Genomic DNA, 21,537 nt, shown 5'->3' with positions numbered 1-21,537 from the left:
AATGAATCCGGTAGCATTTGAACTATTTGGTCAGCCTATAAGGTGGTATGGAATCATTATTGCAGGAGGCGTATTAGTTGCATTTTTTGTATCGTATATTCTTGCAAAGAAAAAAGGACTAGATTTTGATATTATTACTGATGGTTTTTTATGGAGTTTTCCATTTGCGATAGTTGGAGCTAGGCTTTATTATGTGGCCTTTGAATATAAAAATTATCATTCATTTTTAGATGTAATAAATATAAGAAATGGTGGTATGGCTATTCATGGAGGGTTAATTGGTGGATTGGTTGTTGCATATATATTTACAAGGATTAAGAAGATTAATTTTTTTGAATATATTGATGTGATAATGCCAGGAGTAATATTAGCTCAGGCAATTGGGAGATGGGGAAATTTTATGAATCAAGAAGCTCATGGAGGCCCAGTTACAGAAGCGTTTATAAGTAAATTCCCTGAATTTATTCAAAGAGGAATGTTGATAAATGGAACATATTATCACCCAACATTTTTATATGAATCTATTTGGGATTTAGTTGTATTTGTATTATTAATATTTATTTTATATAAAAAGAAACAGCAACATGGTATCGTAATAGGAAGTTATATGGTACTTTATTCGTTAGGAAGATTTTTTATAGAAGGATTAAGAACTGATAGCTTAATGTTCTTTGGATTAAGAACTGCTCAAATAATAAGCTTAATAGGTATTATTTTTGGAGTTTTAATTATATTTATAGCAATAAAAAATAATAAAAATAAAAGCAAAAATTAAATATCATAAAAATAAATAAATGCGACTCGAAGTGGTAAACTAATATAGTGATAAACTGCGAGTCGCATTTATAGATTTACGATGAATTATGAAAGTAAATCTTTCTATTGAACTACAATAATATTTATGTTAGAATGAGAAAGTATCAAGATTAAGTAAAATAAAAAATGTTTTAATTAATTTCTAGATATGTGATATGGAGAGATGTCCGAGTGGTTGAAGGAGCACGCCTGGAACGCGTGTATAGGGGAAACTCTATCGTGGGTTCAAATCCCACTTTCTCCGCCATAGCCGTACTAGATGGGGAGTTAGCGGTGCCCTATAACCTGCAATCCGCTATAGCAGGATTGAATTCCTCACCGAGGCTTTTAATCTTTCTGGACTGCCCTATGTAAGTGATGTTGAGGGTCGGGTCCCACGCGACGTAAGACTGTGAACCTCGTCAGGTTCGGAAGAAAGCAGCGATAAGCAGCCCCTGCGTGTGACGTGGATCAATCTTACCTGAGTTAACTACATAGGTAACGCTTAGAGGTTACTGTCAAAGTGAGGTGTACGGTTTTAAATTATCCTTTCTTGCTAGAAAGAAAGGCTTTTTTAATGTTTATAAACAATTTTAATTAAAATGAAAATTAATTATGAAAAATGATATTTCATTTTTCGTTCAAATTTATTTATTAAATTAAGGTTACTCTTCAATAGGATTAACAATATAGGACAAAAAAACAATAGGACAGAAAAATAGGGAAATCTCTTGTGAGATATCCCTATTTTTCTGTCCTTTTTTAAATTTAAAAAGGAAAATATTAAAAAACATAACTATTTAAGTTAACTAAATGATAATATAAAAATATTAAATGCAAGTTAAAAGTATTAAAAATTGCATTTTTTAAATAAAACTCTTGTAAAACCATATAAAAATGAAATATAATAAAAATATGAAATTCAAAAAGATTTAAGGGGGCTATTTAAATGAGAAAATTTCCGACTTCGATGATGACACAACATCCTGATAATGTAGAACAATACATATCAATCCAACATGAACCAGAAGAGGCAATACAAGGATTAACACCTCAAGAGCAAGGTGGTCTTGGAATTGATGAAGTAATGATAGATTTTGAAGGTAAATTAACACCTTATCATCAAACATCACAAATTGCATTAGGTTTAATTGGCAAGGGTATAGTGCCGGGTGAAAATGTTAGGATAACACCTAGAATACCAAATGCAAATAAGGAATCAGTATTTAGACAGTTAATGAGTATAATGTCTATAGTTGAAACTAATGCACAGGCTTATCAGCTTACAGGGGTACAAGCTATAAGAGAAGTGGTTGTACCAATGGTAGAGACAGGGCAAGAAATAGCTGAATTCCAAGAAAGAGTAAATTCTGTTATTGAATTAGGAAATAAAAATTATCCAGTAAAATTTGAAGAAAATAGTGTAAGAATAATCCCATTAGTTGAAGATGTTCCTGCATTAGTTAATGTTGATAAAATATTAAATGATTTTTATGAAATTTCAAAGGAAAAAGGATTTAATATAGACTATTTAAGATTTATGATAGCACGTTCAGATACAGCAATGTCTTATGGATTAATATCAGGAGTACTTTCTGTTGTAATGGCAATCGATAAGGCATATAAATGGGGAGAAGAACATGGGGTAGAGGTTGCACCTATATTAGGATGTGGATCATTACCATTTAGAGGACATTTTACTGGTGAAAATGTTGATAAGATATTAGAAACTTATGCAGGAGTAAGAACTTTTACTTTCCAATCTGCGTTAAGATATGATCATGGTGCTGATGAAACTAAAAAGGCTGCAAGAGAGTTAAGAGAAAAGATGGATATGTATAAACCAAGAAGATTCTCTGAAGAAGATATAGCTCTTATGAAGGAATTCATAGGAATATTATCAAAACACTATTTAACAACATTCTTAAAGGTAATAAATACTGTTTCATTTGTATCTGACTTTATTCCAAAGAATAGAGATAGATTAACTAAGGCTAAAACAGGTTTAGAATATAACAGAGAAGTTGCTAACCTTGATAATATAGCTAACTTAGTAAGTAATGAAGAGTTGAAGAAAGAAATATTAAGTATTGATAATTCTACTGAATATGCGGTACCTAGAGCTATTTCATTTACAGGAGCTATGTATACATTAGGTATGCCGCCAGAGCTTTTAGGAATGGGTAGAGGACTTAAGGAAATTAAAGATAAGTTTGGACAAGAAGGTATAGATAAATTAATTGAATTCTATCCTATGTTAAGAGAAGACTTAGGATTTGCAGCAAGATTTGCTAATGCTGGTGTTAGTAAAAAGATAATAGATGAATCTGCAAGACAAGAATATAAAGAAGATATGAAGTATGTAAATGAAATATTAAATCTAGGATTAGATTATGATTTCATGAACGATAATGAATTCTATCATACTCTATTAAAGACAACTAGACCAATAATAATGCATTTAATTGGACTAGAAGATGATATAATCCAAAGCAAAACTGAAGAGTTAAAGATTCTTAATGAATGGATTATAAGAATGGGTAAAGTAAGAGGAAGTATTGGATAAAATTAATGTTTAAAATAAAAAAGTCGGTAAAACCGACTTTTTTTATTTTAGTTGAAGTATTTTATTTTCTTATTAAATCAATAAACTGATATTTTAATCCGCTTTTTTCACAGGTATAAATTTCTGATTTAAATTCAATATTAAATTCATTAAAATCTATTTGTGGAAAAGTAGTATCTCCATGGAATGACTTATACACTTTTGTTAAAAATATTTTATCCACACTGTGGATAACTTGTTTGTATATCTCTCCTCCACCTATAATAAATGCATGTTCAGGTGAATTTTTATACATGTTAATAACTCGTGAAAAGCTGTGGATAACTTCTACATTTGCATTATCCACAGAATAATTTTCATCCCTTGTGATAACTAAATGTTTTCTATTAGGCAAAACGCCAGGCAATGATTCAAAAGTTTTTCTACCCATTATTATTGTGTTTCCAGATGTAATTGCTTTAAATCTTTTTAAGTCTTCTGGTATATGCCATAAAAGCTTGTTATCTCCACCTATAACATTGTTTTCAGCTACAGCAACTATTATAGATAGCATTAAACAGATACCTCCATTTTTATTGCAGGATGATATTTATAATCTATAAGTTTTATATCATCTGCTGTGAAATCATAGAAGTTAGTTATTTCTGGATTAATCCAAAGCTTTGGAGCTTCATACTCGTCATTAGCTCTAGTTAATTGAAGTTTCATTCCTTCTACTTGATTTTCGTATATGTGTGCATTATTAATTACATGAGTAAATAAACCAGGTTTAAGTCCAGTTACTTGTGCAATTAAATGAACTAATACAGCATATTGTGATGTATTAAATGGTACACCTAATGGTATGTCTCCTGAACGTTGGATAAGCATACAATTTAGTTTGCCATCTGTTACGTCCCACATAGTCATGAAACAACATGGTTGTAGAGTCATATGGGGTAGGTCTTCTATATTCCACATAGTCATAAGCATTCTTCTATCCTGAGGATTAGTCTTTAATGTTTCAATAAGCTTATCAATTTGATGGAATTTAGCTATTTGATAACCATAGCCACGACCAATAGTATTATTTTCATCAACCCATTCATCCCAAATGTGTACATTTTGTTCTTGTAACTTAGTTACATCATTAGATTGATCTCTATAAATCCATAGCATTTCTTTTACAGCTGTCTTAAATGCAACAAATTTAGTTGTTAGAATAGGAAATTCCTTTTCCAAATTAAATTGCATCACTTGATGTGGAAGCTTATAAGTTGGCATACCAGTTCTATTATTATCGTAATAGCCATTATTTAAAATATCTTCAACTATATTTAAGTATTTTTTGTCATATAAACTCATATAAATACCTCCTTAAATATATAAATACTATTTTACTATAATGAATAGATATAAAACAGAGGGAAAAAAATAATAAGTCGATGAAAGTAGCTATTTGTCTAAAAGTTAAAAAAATAACAATAAAATGTAAATAAAATACAAGTGAGTGTTAAAAAAATAACAATAAAAAGAAATAAAATGCAGATAAAGAAAATAATATGCATAAAAAAATAATAATTATGCAAAAGTTACAAAGGAGTGTCTTTTGTGGAAATACATGTTGAACTTGCAAATTAAAAGTAAAACTTTAGAAACAGGGAAAAATCTTTAACTATTAATAGAATTTGGTTATAATAATTAAAGGAAACTCAACTTTATTTGATGATTAAGCACAGGTTAAGTAACTTTTGCTAATCAAATCTGAGGCTTGGAGTATCAATTAACCTAGATTAACTAAATTGAAATTTATAATATAACTTAATAGATAAATACAGCAAAGAAAGAGGTGATTGTATTGGCATATACAGCTTTATATAGGGAATGGAGACCCAAAACTTTTAATGATGTCGTAGGTCAGGAACATATTACAACAACATTGAAGAATCAGATATTAAATCATAGAATTGCTCATGCATATTTGTTTTGTGGAACAAGAGGAACAGGTAAGACTTCTACAGCAAAAGTTTTTGCAAAAGCTCTTAATTGTCTTAATTTACAAGATGGAGAGCCTTGCAATGAATGTGAAATGTGCAGAAAAATAAATGAAGGTTTAGCAATAGATGTTACAGAATTAGATGCTGCTTCAAATAATGGTGTTGATAAAATTAGAGATATTATTGATGATGTTAAATATCCACCACAAGAAGCAAAATATAAGGTTTATATAATGGACGAGGTACATATGTTATCCGCTGGTGCTGTTAATGCTTTTTTAAAGACATTAGAAGAACCACCTAATAATGTTATATTTATTTTAGCAACAACAGATCCTCAAAAGCTTCCTATTACTATTCTTTCAAGATGTCAAAGATTTGATTTTAAAAGAATAAATAACAACGAAATAACAGCAAGGCTTAGAAAAATAGTAGATGATCAAAATGTTCTTGCTGATGAAAGAAGTTTAAATTTAATTGCAAGAGTTTCTGATGGAGCAATGAGAGATTCATTAAGTATCTTAGATCAAGCAATTTCAATGGGAAATGGTAATGTAGATTATAATACAGTAGTTAGTATGCTAGGATTGGTTACAAATGAACATTTATTTAATTTAACTAATGCAGTAATACAAAGAAGTGTAGAAAAAAGTATAGGAATAATAGAAGATGTTATTTATTCTGGTAAGGATATATATTTATTTATAAAAGATTTAATTACTCATTATAGAAATTTACTTATGGCTAAGGTAACTAATAATCCTGAAGAAGTACTTGATATGTCGGAAGAAAATATTGCTTTAATAAAAGAGCAAAGTGCTAGATTAAGAGCTGAAGAAATAATGAGGTGTATAAGAATACTTCAAGAGGCAGAAAATAATGCTAAGTTAAGTAAACAAGCAAGGTTATATTGTGAGTTAGCTATAATTAAAATGTGTAAAATAGAATATGATACATCTAGTGAAGTTATGTTAACTAGATTAAATAAACTAGAAGAAAATTTAAAGAATGGTAGCATAAAGGTTGCTACAGTAGAGTCTCAAAATAATAATATTAATGCAGTAAAGAAAAGTATTAATAATGTAGAAAGTAAGAAGCCTACTCAAACTCAACATATTGAAGAAACTTTAAGTGGAAATTCAGATTCTAGGATTACAATAAATGATGTTCAAAAAGCATGGAGAGATATATTAGAAGCTTTCAAGGCAAGAAGAGCCATGGTTATTAGTTCATTAATTCAGATTGGAAAGCCAATAGCTTGTGCAAATGGAATAGTTACAGTTCAATTTGAAAAGCAATATCAATTTAGTAGAGATAGATTAAGTGAAAGTAAAAATAAACCTATTATTAATGAAGTTTTCTCTGAAATATTACAAGAAAATATTAAAGTAAATTTTGTAGTTGAAGAAGATAATAAAGGTAGTAAAAGTACAGAGGATATTTTAAGAGAAAAAATTGGCGATGATTTTATAGATTTTATAGATGAATAAAAAGTATAGAATCACTTTATTCTAGTAAATATTAAAAAAATACTATATAATAAAAAATAGATTTTATTTGTTTTAAGGAGGATATTTTATGGCAAGAGGTGGATTCCCTGGAGGTTTTGGGGGAGGAAATATGAATAACTTAATGAAGCAAGCACAAAAGCTTCAAAGAGATATGGAACAAGCACAAAAGGAACTTGAAACTAAAGAGTTTGAATCTTCAGTTGGTGGCGGTGCTGTTGTAGTAAAAGTAAATGGTAAAAAAGAAGTTTTAGCTATAAATATAAAAGAAGAAGTTGTAGATCCAGATGATGTTGAAATGTTAGAAGATTTAGTGCTAAGTGCAGTTAACGAAGCATTAAAGAAGGCTGACGAAGAAACTTCAAATAAAATGGGTAAATTAACTGGTGGATTAAATATACCAGGAATGTTTTAATTGATAATGGGCTGTTGAAAGACAGCCTTTTATTAATGGAAAAGGAGTGTAATTATGGATTTTTATCCGGTTGCTATAGAGAAATTAATTGAGGAATTTGCAAAATTGCCAAGCATTGGTCAAAAAACAGCACAAAGACTTACATTGCATATTTTAAATTTGCCAGAAGATGAAGTTAAAGAATTTGCTTCAGCCTTAGTAAAGGCAAGAGGTACTATTAAGTATTGTTCTGTATGTGGAAACTTTACAGATAAAGACCCTTGTGCGATATGTGGAAATCCAAATAGAGATAAAAATGTAATTTGTGTTGTAGAACAACCAAAAGATATAATGACTATGGAAAAGGTTAAAGAATTTAATGGAGTATATCATGTGCTTCATGGAAACCTTTCTCCTATGCAAGGAAGAGGACCTCAAGATATAAAAATAAGAGAGCTTGTTGCAAGAATGAGTGCAGATATTAAAGAAGTAATAATTGCTACTAATCCTAATGTAGAGGGAGAAGCAACAGCAATGTATATATCTAGAATACTTAAACCGTTAGAAGTTAAAGTAACTAGAATTGCTTCAGGACTTCCGGTTGGTGGAGATTTAGAATATGCTGATGAAGTAACACTTTCTAAAGCTCTTGAAGGAAGAAAAGAAATTTAATCAGTAACAAGTTCAAGTGACAAATTAAGGGGTAAACTCCCTAAGGAGTTTCTAATATAAATAAAGTCAGCTTAAGCTGACTTTATTTATCAACTTGCAACTTATCACTTGTCACTCTCTAATCTTGTCATTTAGCAATTCTATTACTATCTTAGTAGTGGTATGCTACACCAATGCTACCTGGACCAACATGTAATCCAATTATAGGACCTATCGATTGAATTTTTATATTAGAAATTCCTAATTTATCTTGTAGTTTATTGGCTAATTCTTGGCCTTCTGATTCACAATTTATATGATGGACTATTAAGCCTTTTATTGGTGATTTTAAATTCTGTTCCATAACTGTATCTATTATTTTATCTATGGCTTTTTTCTTTGTTCTAACTTTAGTAAGTACAGTAGTTTTACCATCAGTAACTGTTAAAATAGGTTTTATTTGAAGTAGTGATCCAAATAAAGCAGCTGCACCACCTATTCTTCCACCCTTTTTTAAATAATCTAATGTATCAGGAACAAATATAAATTTACTATTTTCAATAACACTTTTAGCTATAGAAACAACTTCATCTAATGACTTGTTATCAGCAGCTGCTTTAGCAGCTTCTAATATGGCATATCCTGCTTGCATACAATTGCTTCTAGAATCTAACATTACTATATTAGCATTAGGATATTTTTCTAAAATCATTTCTTTAACTAAATTTGATGTTGAAAAAGTACCGCTCATATCAGAAGATAAGAATATTCCTACTATGTCATGACCCTCTTTAACTTGAGATTCTATTGCTTTATAAAAATCATCAATACTTGGTTGAGAAGAGGTAGGAATTGATGGTGATTTAGACATTTCTTTATAAAACCAATCATTTTCTAAATCTGTTTCTCTATAACTTTTCCCATTTAATAAAACATTAAGTGAAACTATAGAAACATTATATTTATCTATGTATTCTTTTGGTAAATAACAAGTGCTATCAGCTATTATTCTTATACTCAAAAAAAACACCTCCAATATTAATTGACATATTTAAAATATTATACCAAAGTATTGAAATTAAGTACAGAAAATATAATGTTAACAAATATAATTCAAAATTTTATATTTTGTTAATTGAACTTACTCAGCGACTGAAAGGAGTCGAGTTTCCTTATAATATTATAAAAATAGAATATAAGAATGGTTTAAATTGAATAATATAGTAAAAAGTGGATAGTATCTAAAATAAATGTTTTTAGGAGGGGCAGAATGAGTATAAAAAATATTTTAAATTTTATTTTAGTACACTATAAGGATGACGATACCATTGATAATAAAATATTAAATGAAATGCATGAAGCTATAATTGAGCTTGAAGTAGCAGAAGCTATGTTTAATTCAGTAAACGATCCAAAACTTATAGAGGCAGCTATTTATAGAGAAGAAGCAGCAAAAAAGAAAGTAGACTATATATTATCAGTTGCAAAAGAGCAATATTCAAATATAAGAAAAGAAGCTGAAGCTAAAGAGGAAATGGAAATATAAAGAATATTGTTATATAATATAAAAAAATATAATACTATATTATAGTAGTTATTTTATATTATATAGGGGGAATTAGTAGATGAACATAGAGATGGTTATATATGCTTTAGTTGGATTAGCTTTATTATACTTAATAATTAAGCTATTAAAATGGCCAATAAAGTTATTAATAAATGGAATTATAGGTATAGTTTTATTATATGTTGCTAATTTTATTGGCGAATATTTAAATTTCTATATTACCATTAATCCAATAACAGCACTTATTGCTGGCTTTTTAGGAATTCCAGGAGTAATATTCTTAGTAATTTTTCAAATGTTTTTTTAAATAGAAATAGGGGATCTTCAGTGGATGAAGATTCCCTAAGTTTATATAGACGGGAGTTAGAAGATTTTCTAAATTGCCGTAAGCGAAAAGCTTCTGCATAATACATAGTATTAAGATTTATTAAAAAGTGTTACAGTTATTTTAAAATAAAAAATAAATCAGGGTGTAAGCACTACATCCGCTTACACCCTTTTCTATATAAATAGTACATTAAAATAAATAATGTACCGTCTACAATAATACTTTACCCACTTAACATATAAATATGTATGTAAATTGTTGTTAAATCGCTTTTATAAGTATATAATTTTCTAATATATAATTAAAAATAAATAAATGAATTTTATTTATTTTGTATATTAAAAATCATAGTTATAACTTAAGGGAGGTTTCACTATGCCAGCAGGAAATGGAGTAAATTGTAGATATTGTCCTGAATTTGATAAAGGTAGATGTGATGGAACTGATACAGGATGTTTATGTTACAAATGTCCAAGACATTTAGGTCAATGTAAATGTGTTAAATATTGTAGAGAAACAGAATCTATATTAATTTTTGATGATGAGGAAAATAGGAGCTATTAAGAGTAGCTCCTATTTTTTTATGATTATTATTCAAGAAATATAATCACAAAATTAATGTAAATAAAATATGATAAAAAATAAGAAGTGGTATTATAAATTAAGTCAAATTGATTATATGAAATGCAAAAAAATATTAAAACTTAAAAAAATAGCAAAAAACATTAAGGATATAGTTGTATAAAATGTAAGAAAGTAGTAAAATATCAAAAAGCAATAAATAAAAATATAATATTTGGGGGCAAGAAAAATGATTAGAATATTAACAAACGACGGGTTGCAACAAGGGGCGGTTGACAAGCTAGTTTCAATGGGATTTAAAGTTGTTAATACACACTATGATAAGGATGTATTAGGTGAGGTTTTAAAAGATTTCGATGTATTAGTAATAAGGTCTGCAACTAAGATAACAGCAGATATACTTGATGCTGAAGAGGGGGGAAAGCTTAAATTAATTATTAGAGCTGGTGTGGGGATAGATAACATTGATGTAAACTATGCTACAGAAAAAGGTATAATAGTTAAGAATACACCTAATGCAAGTTCAGATTCTGTTGCAGAGTTAGCTATTGGGCATATGTTTGCAGTAGCTAGATTCTTAGGAGTATCAAATTACACTATGAGAAATGGACAATGGAATAAGAAAAAATATGAGGGGATTGAATTAGGTGCTAAAACTCTTGGAATTATAGGTATGGGTAGAATCGGTAGAGCATTAGCCACTAAAGCTACTGCATTGGGGATGAATGTTGTTTACAATGACATATTTGGAAAACAAAATAATCTTTCATATGATTTTCTAGAATTTGATGACTTATTAAAGAAATCAGATTTTATTTCATTACATGTTCCTTATGACAAAAATAAGGGATCTTTAATAGGTAAAAATGAAATTGAAAAAATGAAGGATGGAGTATATTTAATTAATTGCTCTAGAGGTAAGGTTGTTGATGAAAAAGCATTATTAGATGCATTAAATGTTGGAAAAGTAGCTGGGGCAGGAATTGATGTTTTTGAGGAAGAACCAACCAATAATAAAGAGTTAGTAAATCATCCTAATGTTAGTGTTACACCACATATTGGTGCGGCAACAAAGGAAGCTCAAAATAGAATTGGTGAAGAAGTAGTAACAACCATAGCTAATTATTTTGAGCAAGAGGTTTCTTCTATTGCAGCTAAAACTATAGAATCTGTGTAATTTATATTATTAGATTGAATATAAGTAATAGTTAATTGAGGGCAAGTTTAAGGAGGATAACCAATGGCAATTATAAAACCATTTAAAGCATATAGACCAGTAAAGGAGTTAGCTTCAAAGATTGCAGCATTACCTTATGATGTAATGAATACTGAAGAAGCTCGTGAAATGGTAGAAGAAAATGAATATTCTTTTTTACATGTAGATAGGGGAGAAATTAATTTCCCAGGAAAAGTTAATATATATAGTGAAGAAGTGTATAAAAAATCTAGAGAAGTTTTAGATGAAATGATAGAAAAGAAATATTATATCCAGGATGAAAATCAATGCTTTTATATTTACAGACAAACTATGAATGGTAAAAGTCAAATTGGATTGGTAATGTGTGCTTCAGTAGACGATTATATAAATAATATAATTAAAAAGCATGAAAAAACTAGAGCAGATAAAGAACGTGATAGAATAAATCATGTTGATTATTGTGATGCGCATACTGGACCTATATTTTTAACTTATAGAGAAAATTATGGTATTTCTAAAATAATAGATGAAAGTATAAAAGAAGAGCCAGTTTATGACTTTATATCAGAAGATGGTAATGGACATACTGTATGGGTAATTAATGATGAAGAAAAGATAAATAAATTAATACATTTATTTAAGGATGTTAAATACATGTATATAGCAGATGGCCATCATAGAACTAAATCTGCAGTTGAAGTATGCTTAAAAAGAAGAAAGGAAAATCCTAATTATAATGGAACTGAAGGATTTAACTATTTCTTAGCTATAGCATATCCAGATAGTGAGTTAGAAGTTTTAGATTATAATAGAACTGTGAAGGATTTAAATGGACTTTCAAAGGAGGCATTTTTTAAAGCTGTAGAGGAGAAATTTACAGTGGAAAAGACATTAAATAATGAAAGATTTAAACCTGATAGTAAGCATACATTTGGTATGTATATTGATAAAGAGTGGTATAAATTAGAGGCAAAAGAAGGAAGTTTTGATGAAAATGATCCAACCGACAGGTTGGATGTATCTATTCTTCAAAATAATTTATTATCTCCTATATTAGGAATTGATGATCCTACAAAATCAGATAGAATTGAATTTATAGGTGGAATAAGAGGGCTAAAGGAATTAGAAAAGAGGGCAAATAATGATATGAGAGTAAGCTTTGCTATGTATGCTACTACTATTGAGGATATAATGAGCATAGCTGATGCAGGAAAGATAATGCCACCTAAGTCTACATGGTTTGAACCAAAACCTAGAAGTGGATTATTTGTTCATAAGCTTACAGAGGTTCATAAATAATAAAATATATTAATAATAAAATAAAGAGGGCTATTAAAAAACAAAATATAATGAAAAATTGGGGGGACATTTTTATGTCAAGAGTATATAATTTTGCAGCAGGACCAGCAGTGTTACCAGAAGAGGTTCTTAAAGAAGCAGCAGAAGAAATGTTAGATTATAGAGGAACAGGAATGTCTGTAATGGAAATGAGCCATCGCTCTAAAGCATTTGAAGAAATTATTCAGGATGCAGAAAGAGATTTAAGAGAATTAATGAACATCCCAGATAATTATAAGGTGCTATTCCTTCAAGGTGGAGGCTCAACACAATTTGCAATGATTCCAATGAATCTAATGAAAAATAGAGTTGCGGATTATATTATAACAGGTCAATGGGCTAAAAAAGCAGCAGCAGAAGCAAAAAGGTATGGAAAGGTAAATGAGTTGGCTTCATCAGCAGATAAGACATTTTCTTATATTCCTGATGTAAGCAAGGTAGAAGTTAGTGATGATGCAGATTATGTGTATATCTGCCATAACAATACAATCTATGGAACTACTTATCATAATCTTCCTGATACAAAAGGAAAAGTTTTAGTTGCTGACATGTCATCAGATATATTATCACAACCTATCGATGTTACTAAATACGGATTAATATTTGCTGGAGTTCAAAAAAATATTGGACCAGCAGGTACAGTAGTTGTAATAATACGTGAAGATTTAATTACAGAGGATGTACTCGAAGGAACTCCAACAATGCTTCAATATAAGATACATGCAGATAATAAATCTTTATATAATACTCCACCTGCTTATGGAATTTATATTTGTGGTAAGGTATTTAAACATCTTAAAAAGTTAGGTGGATTAGAATCTATGAAAGTTAGAAATGAAGAAAAGGCCAAAATTCTTTATGATTTTCTTGATTCAAGTGAATTATTTAAAGGTACAGTTGTAAAGGCGGATCGTTCTTTAATGAATGTACCATTTGTAACAGGAAATAAGGACTTAGATTCTAAGTTCATTAAGGAAGCTAAAGAAGCAGGGATTGAAAATATTAAAGGGCATAGAACAGTTGGTGGTATGAGAGCAAGTATTTATAATGCTATGCCAATTGAAGGTGTTAAATATTTAGTTGAATTTATGAAGAAGTTTGAAGCTGAAAATAAATAATTAAATAATAAAGAGTTAAGGCTTAATAAAAGTCTTAACTCTTTATAGATTATTGAAGTTTATTTAACATTGTTTTTAAGATAAATGTTGAGTTTTTCACTCCAATTGGAGTGAATTTTTCAAAGTCCATATGAGCTCCGTTATTAGCATTATCAGAAATAGATCTAATAACAACAAAAGGTATATTGTTTAAGTAACAAACGTGAGCAATACTTGCTCCTTCCATTTCACAAGCTAATGCTTGGAATTCTTTTTCTAGCCATTGAATTTTATCTAATGAAGCAACGAACATATCTCCAGATACTATTCTTCCTGAGAATGTCTTGAAATCAGAAGCTTCAGCACATGCAGCTTTAGCAGTTTCAACTAATTTTTCATCACATTTAAAATCAAATGTATCCATTCTAGGAATTTGCCCTACAGGATCACCGAAAGCAGTAGTATCCATATCGTATTGAACTAAATTTTCAGCTATAACAACATCACCAGGGAATATGTCCTTTCCTATTCCACCAGCAACACCAACGTTTATTACAGAAGAAACATTATATTCAGATACAAGTATTTGAGTACAAACAGCAGCATTTACTTTACCAATACCACATACTACAGCCACAACGTTGTGTCCCCATAACTTTCCTTTGTGGAATTTCATTTTTGCTTTTTCTTCAACAGTTTCTAATTCCATGTCTTTTAATAGAATTTCTAATTCTTCAGACATAGCACCAATTATTCCTAAAATCATATTAAACCTCCATTTATAAATATATAGTTTTACATAAACTGAATTTTTTGCTTAAGATGGAGTTTTAATTCCACCTTAAGGTTAGAACTCTTTATCTAGGGATGTGTCCGTTGTTATTTCCTACATAATGATGTGGAATGTTACAACGACTAGCCATCAGATAAAATATATTATATACTTTCATGTAAGTATTTAATAGTAGAGAAATATAAATATAGTGTAAAAACGGTTAAATTAGTTACTTGTATAAATAAGGGCTATAGTTTAAAATAAGTAACAATATATTATAAACGTTAAAGGAGAAACTGAAGATGGCATTAAATGAATTTTGTAGAACTGAATTACTAGTTGGTGAAGAGGGAATAAATAAGTTACATAATTCAAAAGTAATTGTTTTTGGAATTGGCGGAGTTGGAAGTTTTGTTGTTGAAGCATTAACAAGAGCTGGTGTAGGTAACTTAATATTAGTAGACAATGATACTATATGTATTTCAAATTTAAATAGACAAATACATGCAACACAAGCTACTGTTGGAATGATAAAAGTAGAAGCAATGAAGGAAAGAGTTATTTCTATTAATCCAAAATGTAACGTTGAAGCTAAACAAGTATTTATTACAGCTGATAATATATCTGAGATTATTCCATCAGATGTTGATTATGTAGTAGATGCTATAGATACAGTTACATCAAAATTAGCATTAGCTGAATATTGCTACAAAAATAATATAAATATAATAAGCTCAATGGGAACTGGAAATAAGATGGATCCAACTCAATTTAGAGTTTCTGATGTATTTAAGACAAAGGTATGCCCTTTAGCAAAGGTTATGAGACATGAATTAAGAAAAAGAGGAGTAAAGAAATTAAAGGTTGTTTACTCTGAAGAAATGCCAATGACACCAGATAAGGGAAGGGCTGTACCATCAGCAAAAAGACAAACTCCAGGAAGTATATCATTTGTACCACCAGTAGCTGGAATGATAATAGGTGGAGAAGTTATTAAAGACTTAACAGGAATAAAATAAAAAAGTGCACAGCAACTTTTTTAGTTAGTAGTTTTGAGTTAATAGTTAAGGATGAAACTCCTAGTGGAGTTTCTTAAAATATATATTTTTTTAAATTCAGTTCAGCTGAATTTGGTCCTTGACTATTAATTATTAACTTCTAACTAAAATATTATTTTGCAGTATTTTTAAATGATTAAGATAAGGTTAAATTTATATCATAATGTTCCCCAGTTAAATTAAACAGCAAGCTTTCTAATGAATTTTCAGCATTTTTTAGGGTTTGTGTATAGAAATCTTGATTATTCATTTTTTTACTAAACATATCATTAGCATTTATATATATTTCATTTATTTCTTCGGAAGAAAGCTTTAAATCACCAAACCTAAGAAGACCAACTTCTGTATCACCATATATAGTTTTATTTTCATCAATATCTATACTGAAAATATCTATCTTTGGTATTGTAATATATATTTCCTTATTTGAGTTATCAATTTTTATATTATTAGTAGATAAGGTTGAAAAATCTATTGAATAAGAGCAATTAGCAAAAAAGGTTATTTTTTTGGATTTTTTAAATATATCTAAATTAAAATAAGTATTACCTACTGTTAAGGTTTCACTAAGTTCAATTTCTAGTGGAATTAACTTATTTACATCTTTAATTTCATTAATCAATGTATCCTCAGTTAAAATTTCAGATGATTTTATATTTAGAGCATTAGGAAGTAAATTTTTCAGCTTATTGGGATATTTAGTATATAAAAGAATTAATGATAAAAATATTATAAAAATTATAAGAAATATTAATTTGAAAGTTTTAAATTTATATTTTCTTTTAGATAAAAAAATAATAACCCCCACCTTGAACTATTGATATAATTAAATTCACATAAATTAAATATATTAGTTAATAAGTAATGATATTACAGTAAGTAATATTTATATTTTTACTATAAAGTTAGTTGAGTTTTTTACTACTTTGTTTGTATAATAAGAATAGCTTAAAATGTGGTTTAGGAGAGTTAGTATGGATAATCAAAAGGGAGTAAATATAGAGCTTATAAAGGGTACATTAGATGATTATATAATTAAGGATAAAGATAAAATTGTAATAGGAAGATTTACAATAACGGAATTAGATAAAGAAAATAAAAAGTGTAATTTGAAGCTAAAGTTCTATAGAGAAGATAATTATGATTTATTAAAGATAACATTAGAAGCGATATTGAAGGCTGTATTTAAAAATAATAATATTTTTAAGGCTAATGTTACAGTAAGTGAAAATATAAATTTAAAACCATTTTTAGATAGTGGATTCATATTGGAAGCTATTTTTACAGACAATATATTCTTAAAGGGATGCTTTTATGATGAGTTAAGCTTTGGAATTAATAGAAATGATTATTTATGCTCAAGTAGGGCTAACATAGTTGAACTTATAGGAAAAAATGTTGTAATTAGAAACTTTACACCAGATGATGCTCAAGAGTTATTAGAATACTATATAAGAAATAAAGAACACTTGAGAGAATTTGAACCAGTAAGAGATAATAGCTTTTTTACTTATGAAGTACAAAAAGAGTTATTATTAGAAAGCTATAGGCAATTAATGACTGGTGTATGTAGTGATTTAGGAATATATTTATCTGGTAAGCTTATTGGAAAGATTAAGATTTCTAATATCGTTTATGGAGTATTTAAAAGTGGGATATTAGGTTATGCTATAGATAAAGATTATGAGGGTATGGGATATATGAAGGAATCTATAAATTTAATATTAGATTACGCAAAGGATTATTTAGATTTACACAGATTAGAGGCATCTGTATTAACTACTAATGAAAGATCAAAGAGTGTTTTATTATCTTGTGGTTTTGAGGAGATAGGTCTTAATAAAAAGTATTTATATATAAATGGTAAGTGGAGTGATCATATTACATTTTATAAAATTCTCTAAATTTTTGGGAGGTGTTTATTATGGGGGTTAAATTAAGGGGAAAAAGTACTGTTATTAAAGCTTTGAATAATAATATGGTGCTGGTAAAAGATCAAGGTGTGGAAAAGATTCTTTTATCTAAAGGTATAGGGTTTAATAAAAGGTTTGGAGATATTTTAGAAGAAAATTTAGAAGTAGATAAGATTTTTTCAATTGAAGATGAAAGAAATCAACAGAATTTAAAAGAAGTTTACAATAGAGTAGATGGTGAATTTATTGCTATTTGTGAAGAGGCTATTGCTGAAATATCAGAGGAATTAGGAGAAGAACTTAATGAATCCATCCATATTGGATTGATAGATCATTTAGCAGTAGCAATGAAAAGATTAAAAAATAAAGAGGAAATAAGTAATCCGTTTATTGTAGAAATTGAGACTTTATATAATGTTGAATTTGAAATGGCAAAAAAGATTATTAAAAAGCTTCAACGTAAATATAGAGTGAAGTTTCCACAGGGAGAGATTGGATTTATAACTTTGCATATACATTCGGCAAGAAATGGAAGAAAGCTATCCAATACAATAAAATATAGCTATTTAGCTAATAGAATAGTAGCTCATATAGAAAAAAGATTTAATGCAAAAATAAATAAAAGGTCTCTTGATTATGCTAGATTTTTATCTCACATAAGATTTACTATTGAAAGAATATTGACAGATACTTTATTAAAAAATGATTTAATTGATGCAATTAAGGAATCTTATCCTATATCTTATGAAATTGCAGAAGAAGTATCTAAGATAATTGAAACTTCATTAGATAAAAAGGTACAGGAAGATGAAATTGCGTATATAGCAATGCATATTGAAAGATTTAGATTAACGTTATGTAAATAAAAAATAGCTGAGGCATTGCCTTAGCTATTTTTTTATATTTATTAAACTTCGAAGTTAACAACTACGTCTTTACCAGCAGTAACTGATCCTGATTCAACTGCATTTATTGATTTAGCAGCATCAACATTTGTAATTAAAACTGGAGTAGCAAGAGATAATCCTTTTCCTAAAATGAAATCTCTATCAATCTTAATGATTGGAGTACCAGCTTTTACTTTTGTACCAGCTTCAACTAATTGTTCAAAACCTTCACCGTTTAATCCAACAGTATCAACACCGATGTGAACTAATAATTCTAGTCCATTTTCTAAAGTCATTGCAAATGCATGCTTAGTTTTGAACACTAATGATAATTCACCGTCAGCAGGAGCTACAACAGTATCACCAGTTATCATAATAGCTGCACCATCTCCAGCCATTTTTCCAGCGAAAACAGGGTCTGGCACTTCTGATAAAGGCATTAAGTCACCAGTTGCAACTGCAACTAGGGCAGTCTTTGGAGCTTCAACTGAAGTATTTGTTTCTACTTTCTCTTCTGATTTTCCGAATAATTTTTTAAAAAAATTAGCCATAATATTTCCTGATTATAATCAGGGTTCACTTCCTTTCTAAAAATAAGATTACACAATTTTTGGGTATAAAATAAAAAGGCATAAGTATATCTTTATTAAAGATTAACTTATGCCTGATTTAACAGTAACACGTTTCAATCTAGATTATATATTTTTGAGAATAGTATGTCAATATGTATAGTAAATTATTACTAAAATAAAAAAAGCTTTGAAAACGTTGACAAATGATGCCAAGGTATTTTATAATAAATTTGTAAAATAAATTAAGTTCAAATTGTGAGGCGTGCAACCATAAAAGTGGGCATTAGCTGAAAAGGATATATTATATTCTTTTCAGCTTTTTTTATTATTGAAATTATAAAATTTAATTATTTTGTTAGTCTTACAATAATGAACAAATAAAAAAATAGGGGGAATTTTATTATGATGAAGTACTTACAAAGACTTGGTAAATCATTAATGCTTCCAGTAGCGTGTTTACCAGTAGCAGCAATTCTAATGGGAATTGGATATTGGATTGATCCATCAGGATGGGGAGCAAATAATGTTGCAGCTGCTTTTTTAATTAAAGCAGGGGGAGCATTAGTAGACAATATGGCAATTTTATTTGCAATTGGTGTTGGTGTCGGTATGTCAGATGATAATGATGGAACAGCTGGGTTGGCAGGACTTGTTTCTTGGTTAATGATAACGACTTTATTATCAACTAGTGTTGTAGCTATGCTAAAAGGTGTTGATGTTTCAGAAGTGCCAGCAGCATTTGGAAAGATTCAAACACAATTTATTGGTATATTATCAGGTTTAATTGGAGCAAGCTGTTACAATAAGTTTAAAAATACTAAGTTACCAGCAGCTTTAAGTTTCTTTAGTGGTAAGAGATGTGTTGCTATAGTAACTGCAGGAGCTTCAATAGTTGCTACATTAATTTTATTCTTTGTATGGCCAGTGGTATACGGAGCATTAGTAGGGTTTGGTGAAGCAATTATTTCTACAGGATCAATTGGAGCAGGTATATATGCATTCTTCAATAGATTATTAATACCTTTTGGATTACATCATGCATTAAATTCAGTATTCTGGTTTGATGTTGCAGGAATTAATGATATCGGTAAGTTCTGGGGAACTATGGAAGGTGGAGTACTAGGTCAAACAGGTATGTATATGACTGGATTCTTCCCAGTAATGATGTTTGGGTTACCAGCAGCAGCTTTAGCAATGTATCATACTGCTAAAGATAATAAAAAGAAAGTAGTAGCTGGATTATTACTAGCAGCTGGATTAGCTTCATTCTTTACAGGTGTAACTGAACCATTAGAGTTTGCATTTATGTTCTTAGCTCCAGGGTTATATTTAATACATGCTGTATTGACTGGTATATCAGCAGCTGTTTGTGCTGCATTACCAGTAAGAGCAGGATTTAACTTTAGTGCTGGTTTTGTTGATTGGTTCTTAAGCTTTAAAGCACCATTTGCAGAAAATCCACTTTGGTTACTTGGAATTGGATTAATATTTGGTGTAATATACTATATCGTTTTTAGATTTGCAATTACAAAGTTTAATTTAAAGACTCCAGGTAGAGAAGATGATGATATCGATGGAGAAATGGATATTAAACTTGAAAATAATGATTTTACTGCAGTAGCAGAAACTATATTAAAAGGTCTTGGTGGAAAAGAAAATGTAGTAAGTATTGATAACTGTGTAACAAGATTACGTCTAGAAATTAAAGATAATACCAAGGTTAATGAAAAAGTTATTAAGTCAGCTGGTGTTGCTGGTATAATTAGACCAGGAAAAACAAATATACAAGTAATAGTAGGTACACAAGTACAATTTGTAGCTGATGAGTTAAAAAAATTATGTAAGTAATAGTTAGTAACTACTTAAAAGGTCGTACAGTTTTAGGATTGTACGACCTTTTTTATAATAATAAATATAAGTATACATATATATGCAGAATGTATTAATTGAATAAAAAGAAAAATAGTTTAATGAGATTAAGAGTATTATGAAAGGGATATAACACTATAAAAATAGTTAACTTAGCCTGGTGTATCAATATGAAATAAATAGAGAATAATGACGAAAAATAAAGAAAAACGATATTAAATTCATATAATGGGAAATAGCATTTAAGAATGCATAAGCTGCTGTGGTATTATAAATCATGTCCTCAGGGACAGCCGATAAGTCGAAAGACAAATCTTTAAAAACATTACAACAAAAAAATGTTGAAAAAGATGTTGACAAGAAAGTTTATTGGTGATAAGATAAGGAAGTCGCTTCGGTGCGACAGAGTAAATGGTCTTTGAAAATTGAACAGAATATAGTTAAAGTAAACCAGCAATTCTTT

21 protein-coding genes, 1 tRNA gene and 1 other RNA gene are annotated in these 21,537 nt (G+C 29.0%); 17 read left to right on the top strand and 6 right to left on the bottom strand.

Annotated elements, in window-relative coordinates:
• Position 1 precedes the first annotated feature (1 nt).
• The 4 genes from lgt to ppcA all read left to right on the top strand — a co-directional run bounded on the left by lgt (position 2) and on the right by ppcA (position 3,361).
• The gene (gene lgt / locus ABUA17_RS13940; RefSeq protein ID WP_042397474.1) at positions 2 to 775 is read left to right on the top strand and encodes a prolipoprotein diacylglyceryl transferase; all 774 of its coding nucleotides are present in this window, start codon (positions 2 to 4) and stop codon (positions 773 to 775) included.
• Positions 776 to 973: 198 nt separating this feature from the next.
• Positions 974 to 1,063, top strand: a tRNA-Ser gene (locus tag ABUA17_RS13935).
• A gap of 3 nt (positions 1,064 to 1,066) precedes the next feature.
• An RNA gene (gene ffs, locus ABUA17_RS13930) (signal recognition particle sRNA large type) lies at positions 1,067 to 1,331 on the top strand.
• Positions 1,332 to 1,744: 413 nt separating this feature from the next.
• Positions 1,745 to 3,361, top strand: coding sequence for a phosphoenolpyruvate carboxylase (gene ppcA, locus ABUA17_RS13925; protein WP_042397402.1), 1,617 nt, complete (start codon positions 1,745 to 1,747; stop codon positions 3,359 to 3,361).
• Positions 3,362 to 3,422: 61 nt separating this feature from the next.
• Here the strand turns inward: ppcA and ABUA17_RS13920 are convergent, their stop codons facing one another.
• On the bottom strand, positions 3,423 to 3,914 hold the full coding sequence (locus tag ABUA17_RS13920; RefSeq protein ID WP_195951637.1) for a dihydrofolate reductase: 492 nt from the start codon (positions 3,912 to 3,914) through the stop codon (positions 3,423 to 3,425).
• The gene (locus ABUA17_RS13915) at positions 3,914 to 4,705 is read right to left on the bottom strand and encodes a thymidylate synthase (protein ID WP_042397409.1); all 792 of its coding nucleotides are present in this window, start codon (positions 4,703 to 4,705) and stop codon (positions 3,914 to 3,916) included. The genes ABUA17_RS13920 and ABUA17_RS13915 overlap by 1 nt, the downstream gene beginning before the upstream one ends.
• Positions 4,706 to 5,198: 493 nt before the next feature.
• On the opposite strand from ABUA17_RS13915, the gene dnaX reads away from it, so the two are divergent.
• From dnaX to recR, 3 genes are all read left to right on the top strand, one after another.
• Positions 5,199 to 6,827, top strand: coding sequence for a DNA polymerase III subunit gamma/tau (gene dnaX / locus ABUA17_RS13910; protein ID WP_042397411.1), 1,629 nt, complete (start codon positions 5,199 to 5,201; stop codon positions 6,825 to 6,827).
• 88 nt (positions 6,828 to 6,915) lie between these two features.
• A complete protein-coding gene (locus ABUA17_RS13905; RefSeq protein WP_042397414.1) occupies positions 6,916 to 7,260 on the top strand; it encodes a YbaB/EbfC family nucleoid-associated protein in 345 nt (114 codons plus the stop codon).
• 54 nt (positions 7,261 to 7,314) lie between these two features.
• Complete coding sequence (gene recR / locus ABUA17_RS13900; protein WP_042397416.1) at positions 7,315 to 7,911, top strand: recombination mediator RecR; 597 nt, start codon at positions 7,315 to 7,317, stop codon at positions 7,909 to 7,911.
• Positions 7,912 to 8,062: 151 nt separating this feature from the next.
• Here recR and ABUA17_RS13895 read toward each other — a convergent pair whose 3' ends face one another.
• Positions 8,063 to 8,911 (bottom strand): DegV family protein, encoded by an 849-nt coding sequence (locus tag ABUA17_RS13895; RefSeq protein ID WP_042397418.1) that lies wholly within the window; start codon positions 8,909 to 8,911, stop codon positions 8,063 to 8,065.
• Positions 8,912 to 9,160: 249 nt separating this feature from the next.
• Between ABUA17_RS13895 and ABUA17_RS13890 the strand changes: the two genes are divergently transcribed.
• The 6 genes from ABUA17_RS13890 (at position 9,161) to serC (ending at position 14,021) form a co-directional block, all read left to right on the top strand.
• Positions 9,161 to 9,436 carry a DUF2508 family protein gene (locus ABUA17_RS13890; RefSeq protein WP_042397421.1) on the top strand — a complete coding sequence of 92 codons (276 nt, stop codon included), beginning with the start codon at positions 9,161 to 9,163 and terminating at the stop codon, positions 9,434 to 9,436.
• Between the two features lie 79 nt (positions 9,437 to 9,515).
• The gene (locus ABUA17_RS13885; protein ID WP_042397423.1) at positions 9,516 to 9,764 is read left to right on the top strand and encodes a pro-sigmaK processing inhibitor BofA family protein; all 249 of its coding nucleotides are present in this window, start codon (positions 9,516 to 9,518) and stop codon (positions 9,762 to 9,764) included.
• Between the two features lie 396 nt (positions 9,765 to 10,160).
• Positions 10,161 to 10,349, top strand: coding sequence for a hypothetical protein (locus tag ABUA17_RS13880; RefSeq protein WP_042397426.1), 189 nt, complete (start codon positions 10,161 to 10,163; stop codon positions 10,347 to 10,349).
• Positions 10,350 to 10,596: 247 nt separating this feature from the next.
• Positions 10,597 to 11,544, top strand: a complete 948-nt coding sequence (locus ABUA17_RS13875) for a D-2-hydroxyacid dehydrogenase (RefSeq protein WP_042397428.1) — start codon at positions 10,597 to 10,599, stop codon at positions 11,542 to 11,544.
• Between the two features lie 63 nt (positions 11,545 to 11,607).
• Complete coding sequence (locus ABUA17_RS13870) at positions 11,608 to 12,864, top strand: DUF1015 domain-containing protein (RefSeq protein ID WP_042397432.1); 1,257 nt, start codon at positions 11,608 to 11,610, stop codon at positions 12,862 to 12,864.
• Positions 12,865 to 12,938: 74 nt separating this feature from the next.
• Positions 12,939 to 14,021 carry a 3-phosphoserine/phosphohydroxythreonine transaminase gene (serC, locus tag ABUA17_RS13865; protein WP_195951639.1) on the top strand — a complete coding sequence of 361 codons (1,083 nt, stop codon included), beginning with the start codon at positions 12,939 to 12,941 and terminating at the stop codon, positions 14,019 to 14,021.
• A 49-nt stretch (positions 14,022 to 14,070) separates the two neighbouring features.
• On the opposite strand, the gene ABUA17_RS13860 is transcribed toward serC, so the two are convergent.
• Positions 14,071 to 14,766, bottom strand: a complete 696-nt coding sequence (locus ABUA17_RS13860; RefSeq protein ID WP_042397438.1) for a 5'-methylthioadenosine/adenosylhomocysteine nucleosidase — start codon at positions 14,764 to 14,766, stop codon at positions 14,071 to 14,073.
• Positions 14,767 to 15,077: 311 nt separating this feature from the next.
• Between ABUA17_RS13860 and ABUA17_RS13855 the strand changes: the two genes are divergently transcribed.
• Entirely contained in the window at positions 15,078 to 15,794 is a 717-nt protein-coding gene (locus ABUA17_RS13855; protein WP_042397441.1) for a tRNA threonylcarbamoyladenosine dehydratase, read from the top strand.
• Between the two features lie 175 nt (positions 15,795 to 15,969).
• On the opposite strand, the gene ABUA17_RS13850 is transcribed toward ABUA17_RS13855, so the two are convergent.
• Positions 15,970 to 16,455 carry a DUF4230 domain-containing protein gene (locus tag ABUA17_RS13850; RefSeq protein WP_195951640.1) on the bottom strand — a complete coding sequence of 162 codons (486 nt, stop codon included), beginning with the start codon at positions 16,453 to 16,455 and terminating at the stop codon, positions 15,970 to 15,972.
• Positions 16,456 to 16,807: 352 nt separating this feature from the next.
• Between ABUA17_RS13850 and ABUA17_RS13845 the strand changes: the two genes are divergently transcribed.
• Entirely contained in the window at positions 16,808 to 17,737 is a 930-nt protein-coding gene (locus ABUA17_RS13845) for a GNAT family N-acetyltransferase (protein ID WP_055292061.1), read from the top strand.
• Positions 17,738 to 17,757: 20 nt separating this feature from the next.
• Positions 17,758 to 18,612 carry a PRD domain-containing protein gene (locus tag ABUA17_RS13840; RefSeq protein WP_042397447.1) on the top strand — a complete coding sequence of 285 codons (855 nt, stop codon included), beginning with the start codon at positions 17,758 to 17,760 and terminating at the stop codon, positions 18,610 to 18,612.
• A gap of 41 nt (positions 18,613 to 18,653) precedes the next feature.
• On the opposite strand, the gene ABUA17_RS13835 is transcribed toward ABUA17_RS13840, so the two are convergent.
• Complete coding sequence (locus tag ABUA17_RS13835; RefSeq protein WP_074431752.1) at positions 18,654 to 19,184, bottom strand: PTS sugar transporter subunit IIA; 531 nt, start codon at positions 19,182 to 19,184, stop codon at positions 18,654 to 18,656.
• Positions 19,185 to 19,607: 423 nt separating this feature from the next.
• Between ABUA17_RS13835 and nagE the strand changes: the two genes are divergently transcribed.
• Complete coding sequence (gene nagE, locus ABUA17_RS13830; RefSeq protein WP_042397450.1) at positions 19,608 to 21,053, top strand: N-acetylglucosamine-specific PTS transporter subunit IIBC; 1,446 nt, start codon at positions 19,608 to 19,610, stop codon at positions 21,051 to 21,053.
• The last annotated feature ends 484 nt before the right edge of the window (positions 21,054 to 21,537 follow it).

Origin of the sequence: Clostridium sp. RTP31139st1_H3_RTP31139_211217 (assembly GCF_040227035.1) — a bacterium.
GTDB classification, from domain to species: Bacteria; Bacillota; Clostridia; order Clostridiales; family Clostridiaceae; genus Clostridium; species Clostridium saudiense.
This window is presented reverse-complemented; position numbering and strand designations above follow the sequence as displayed.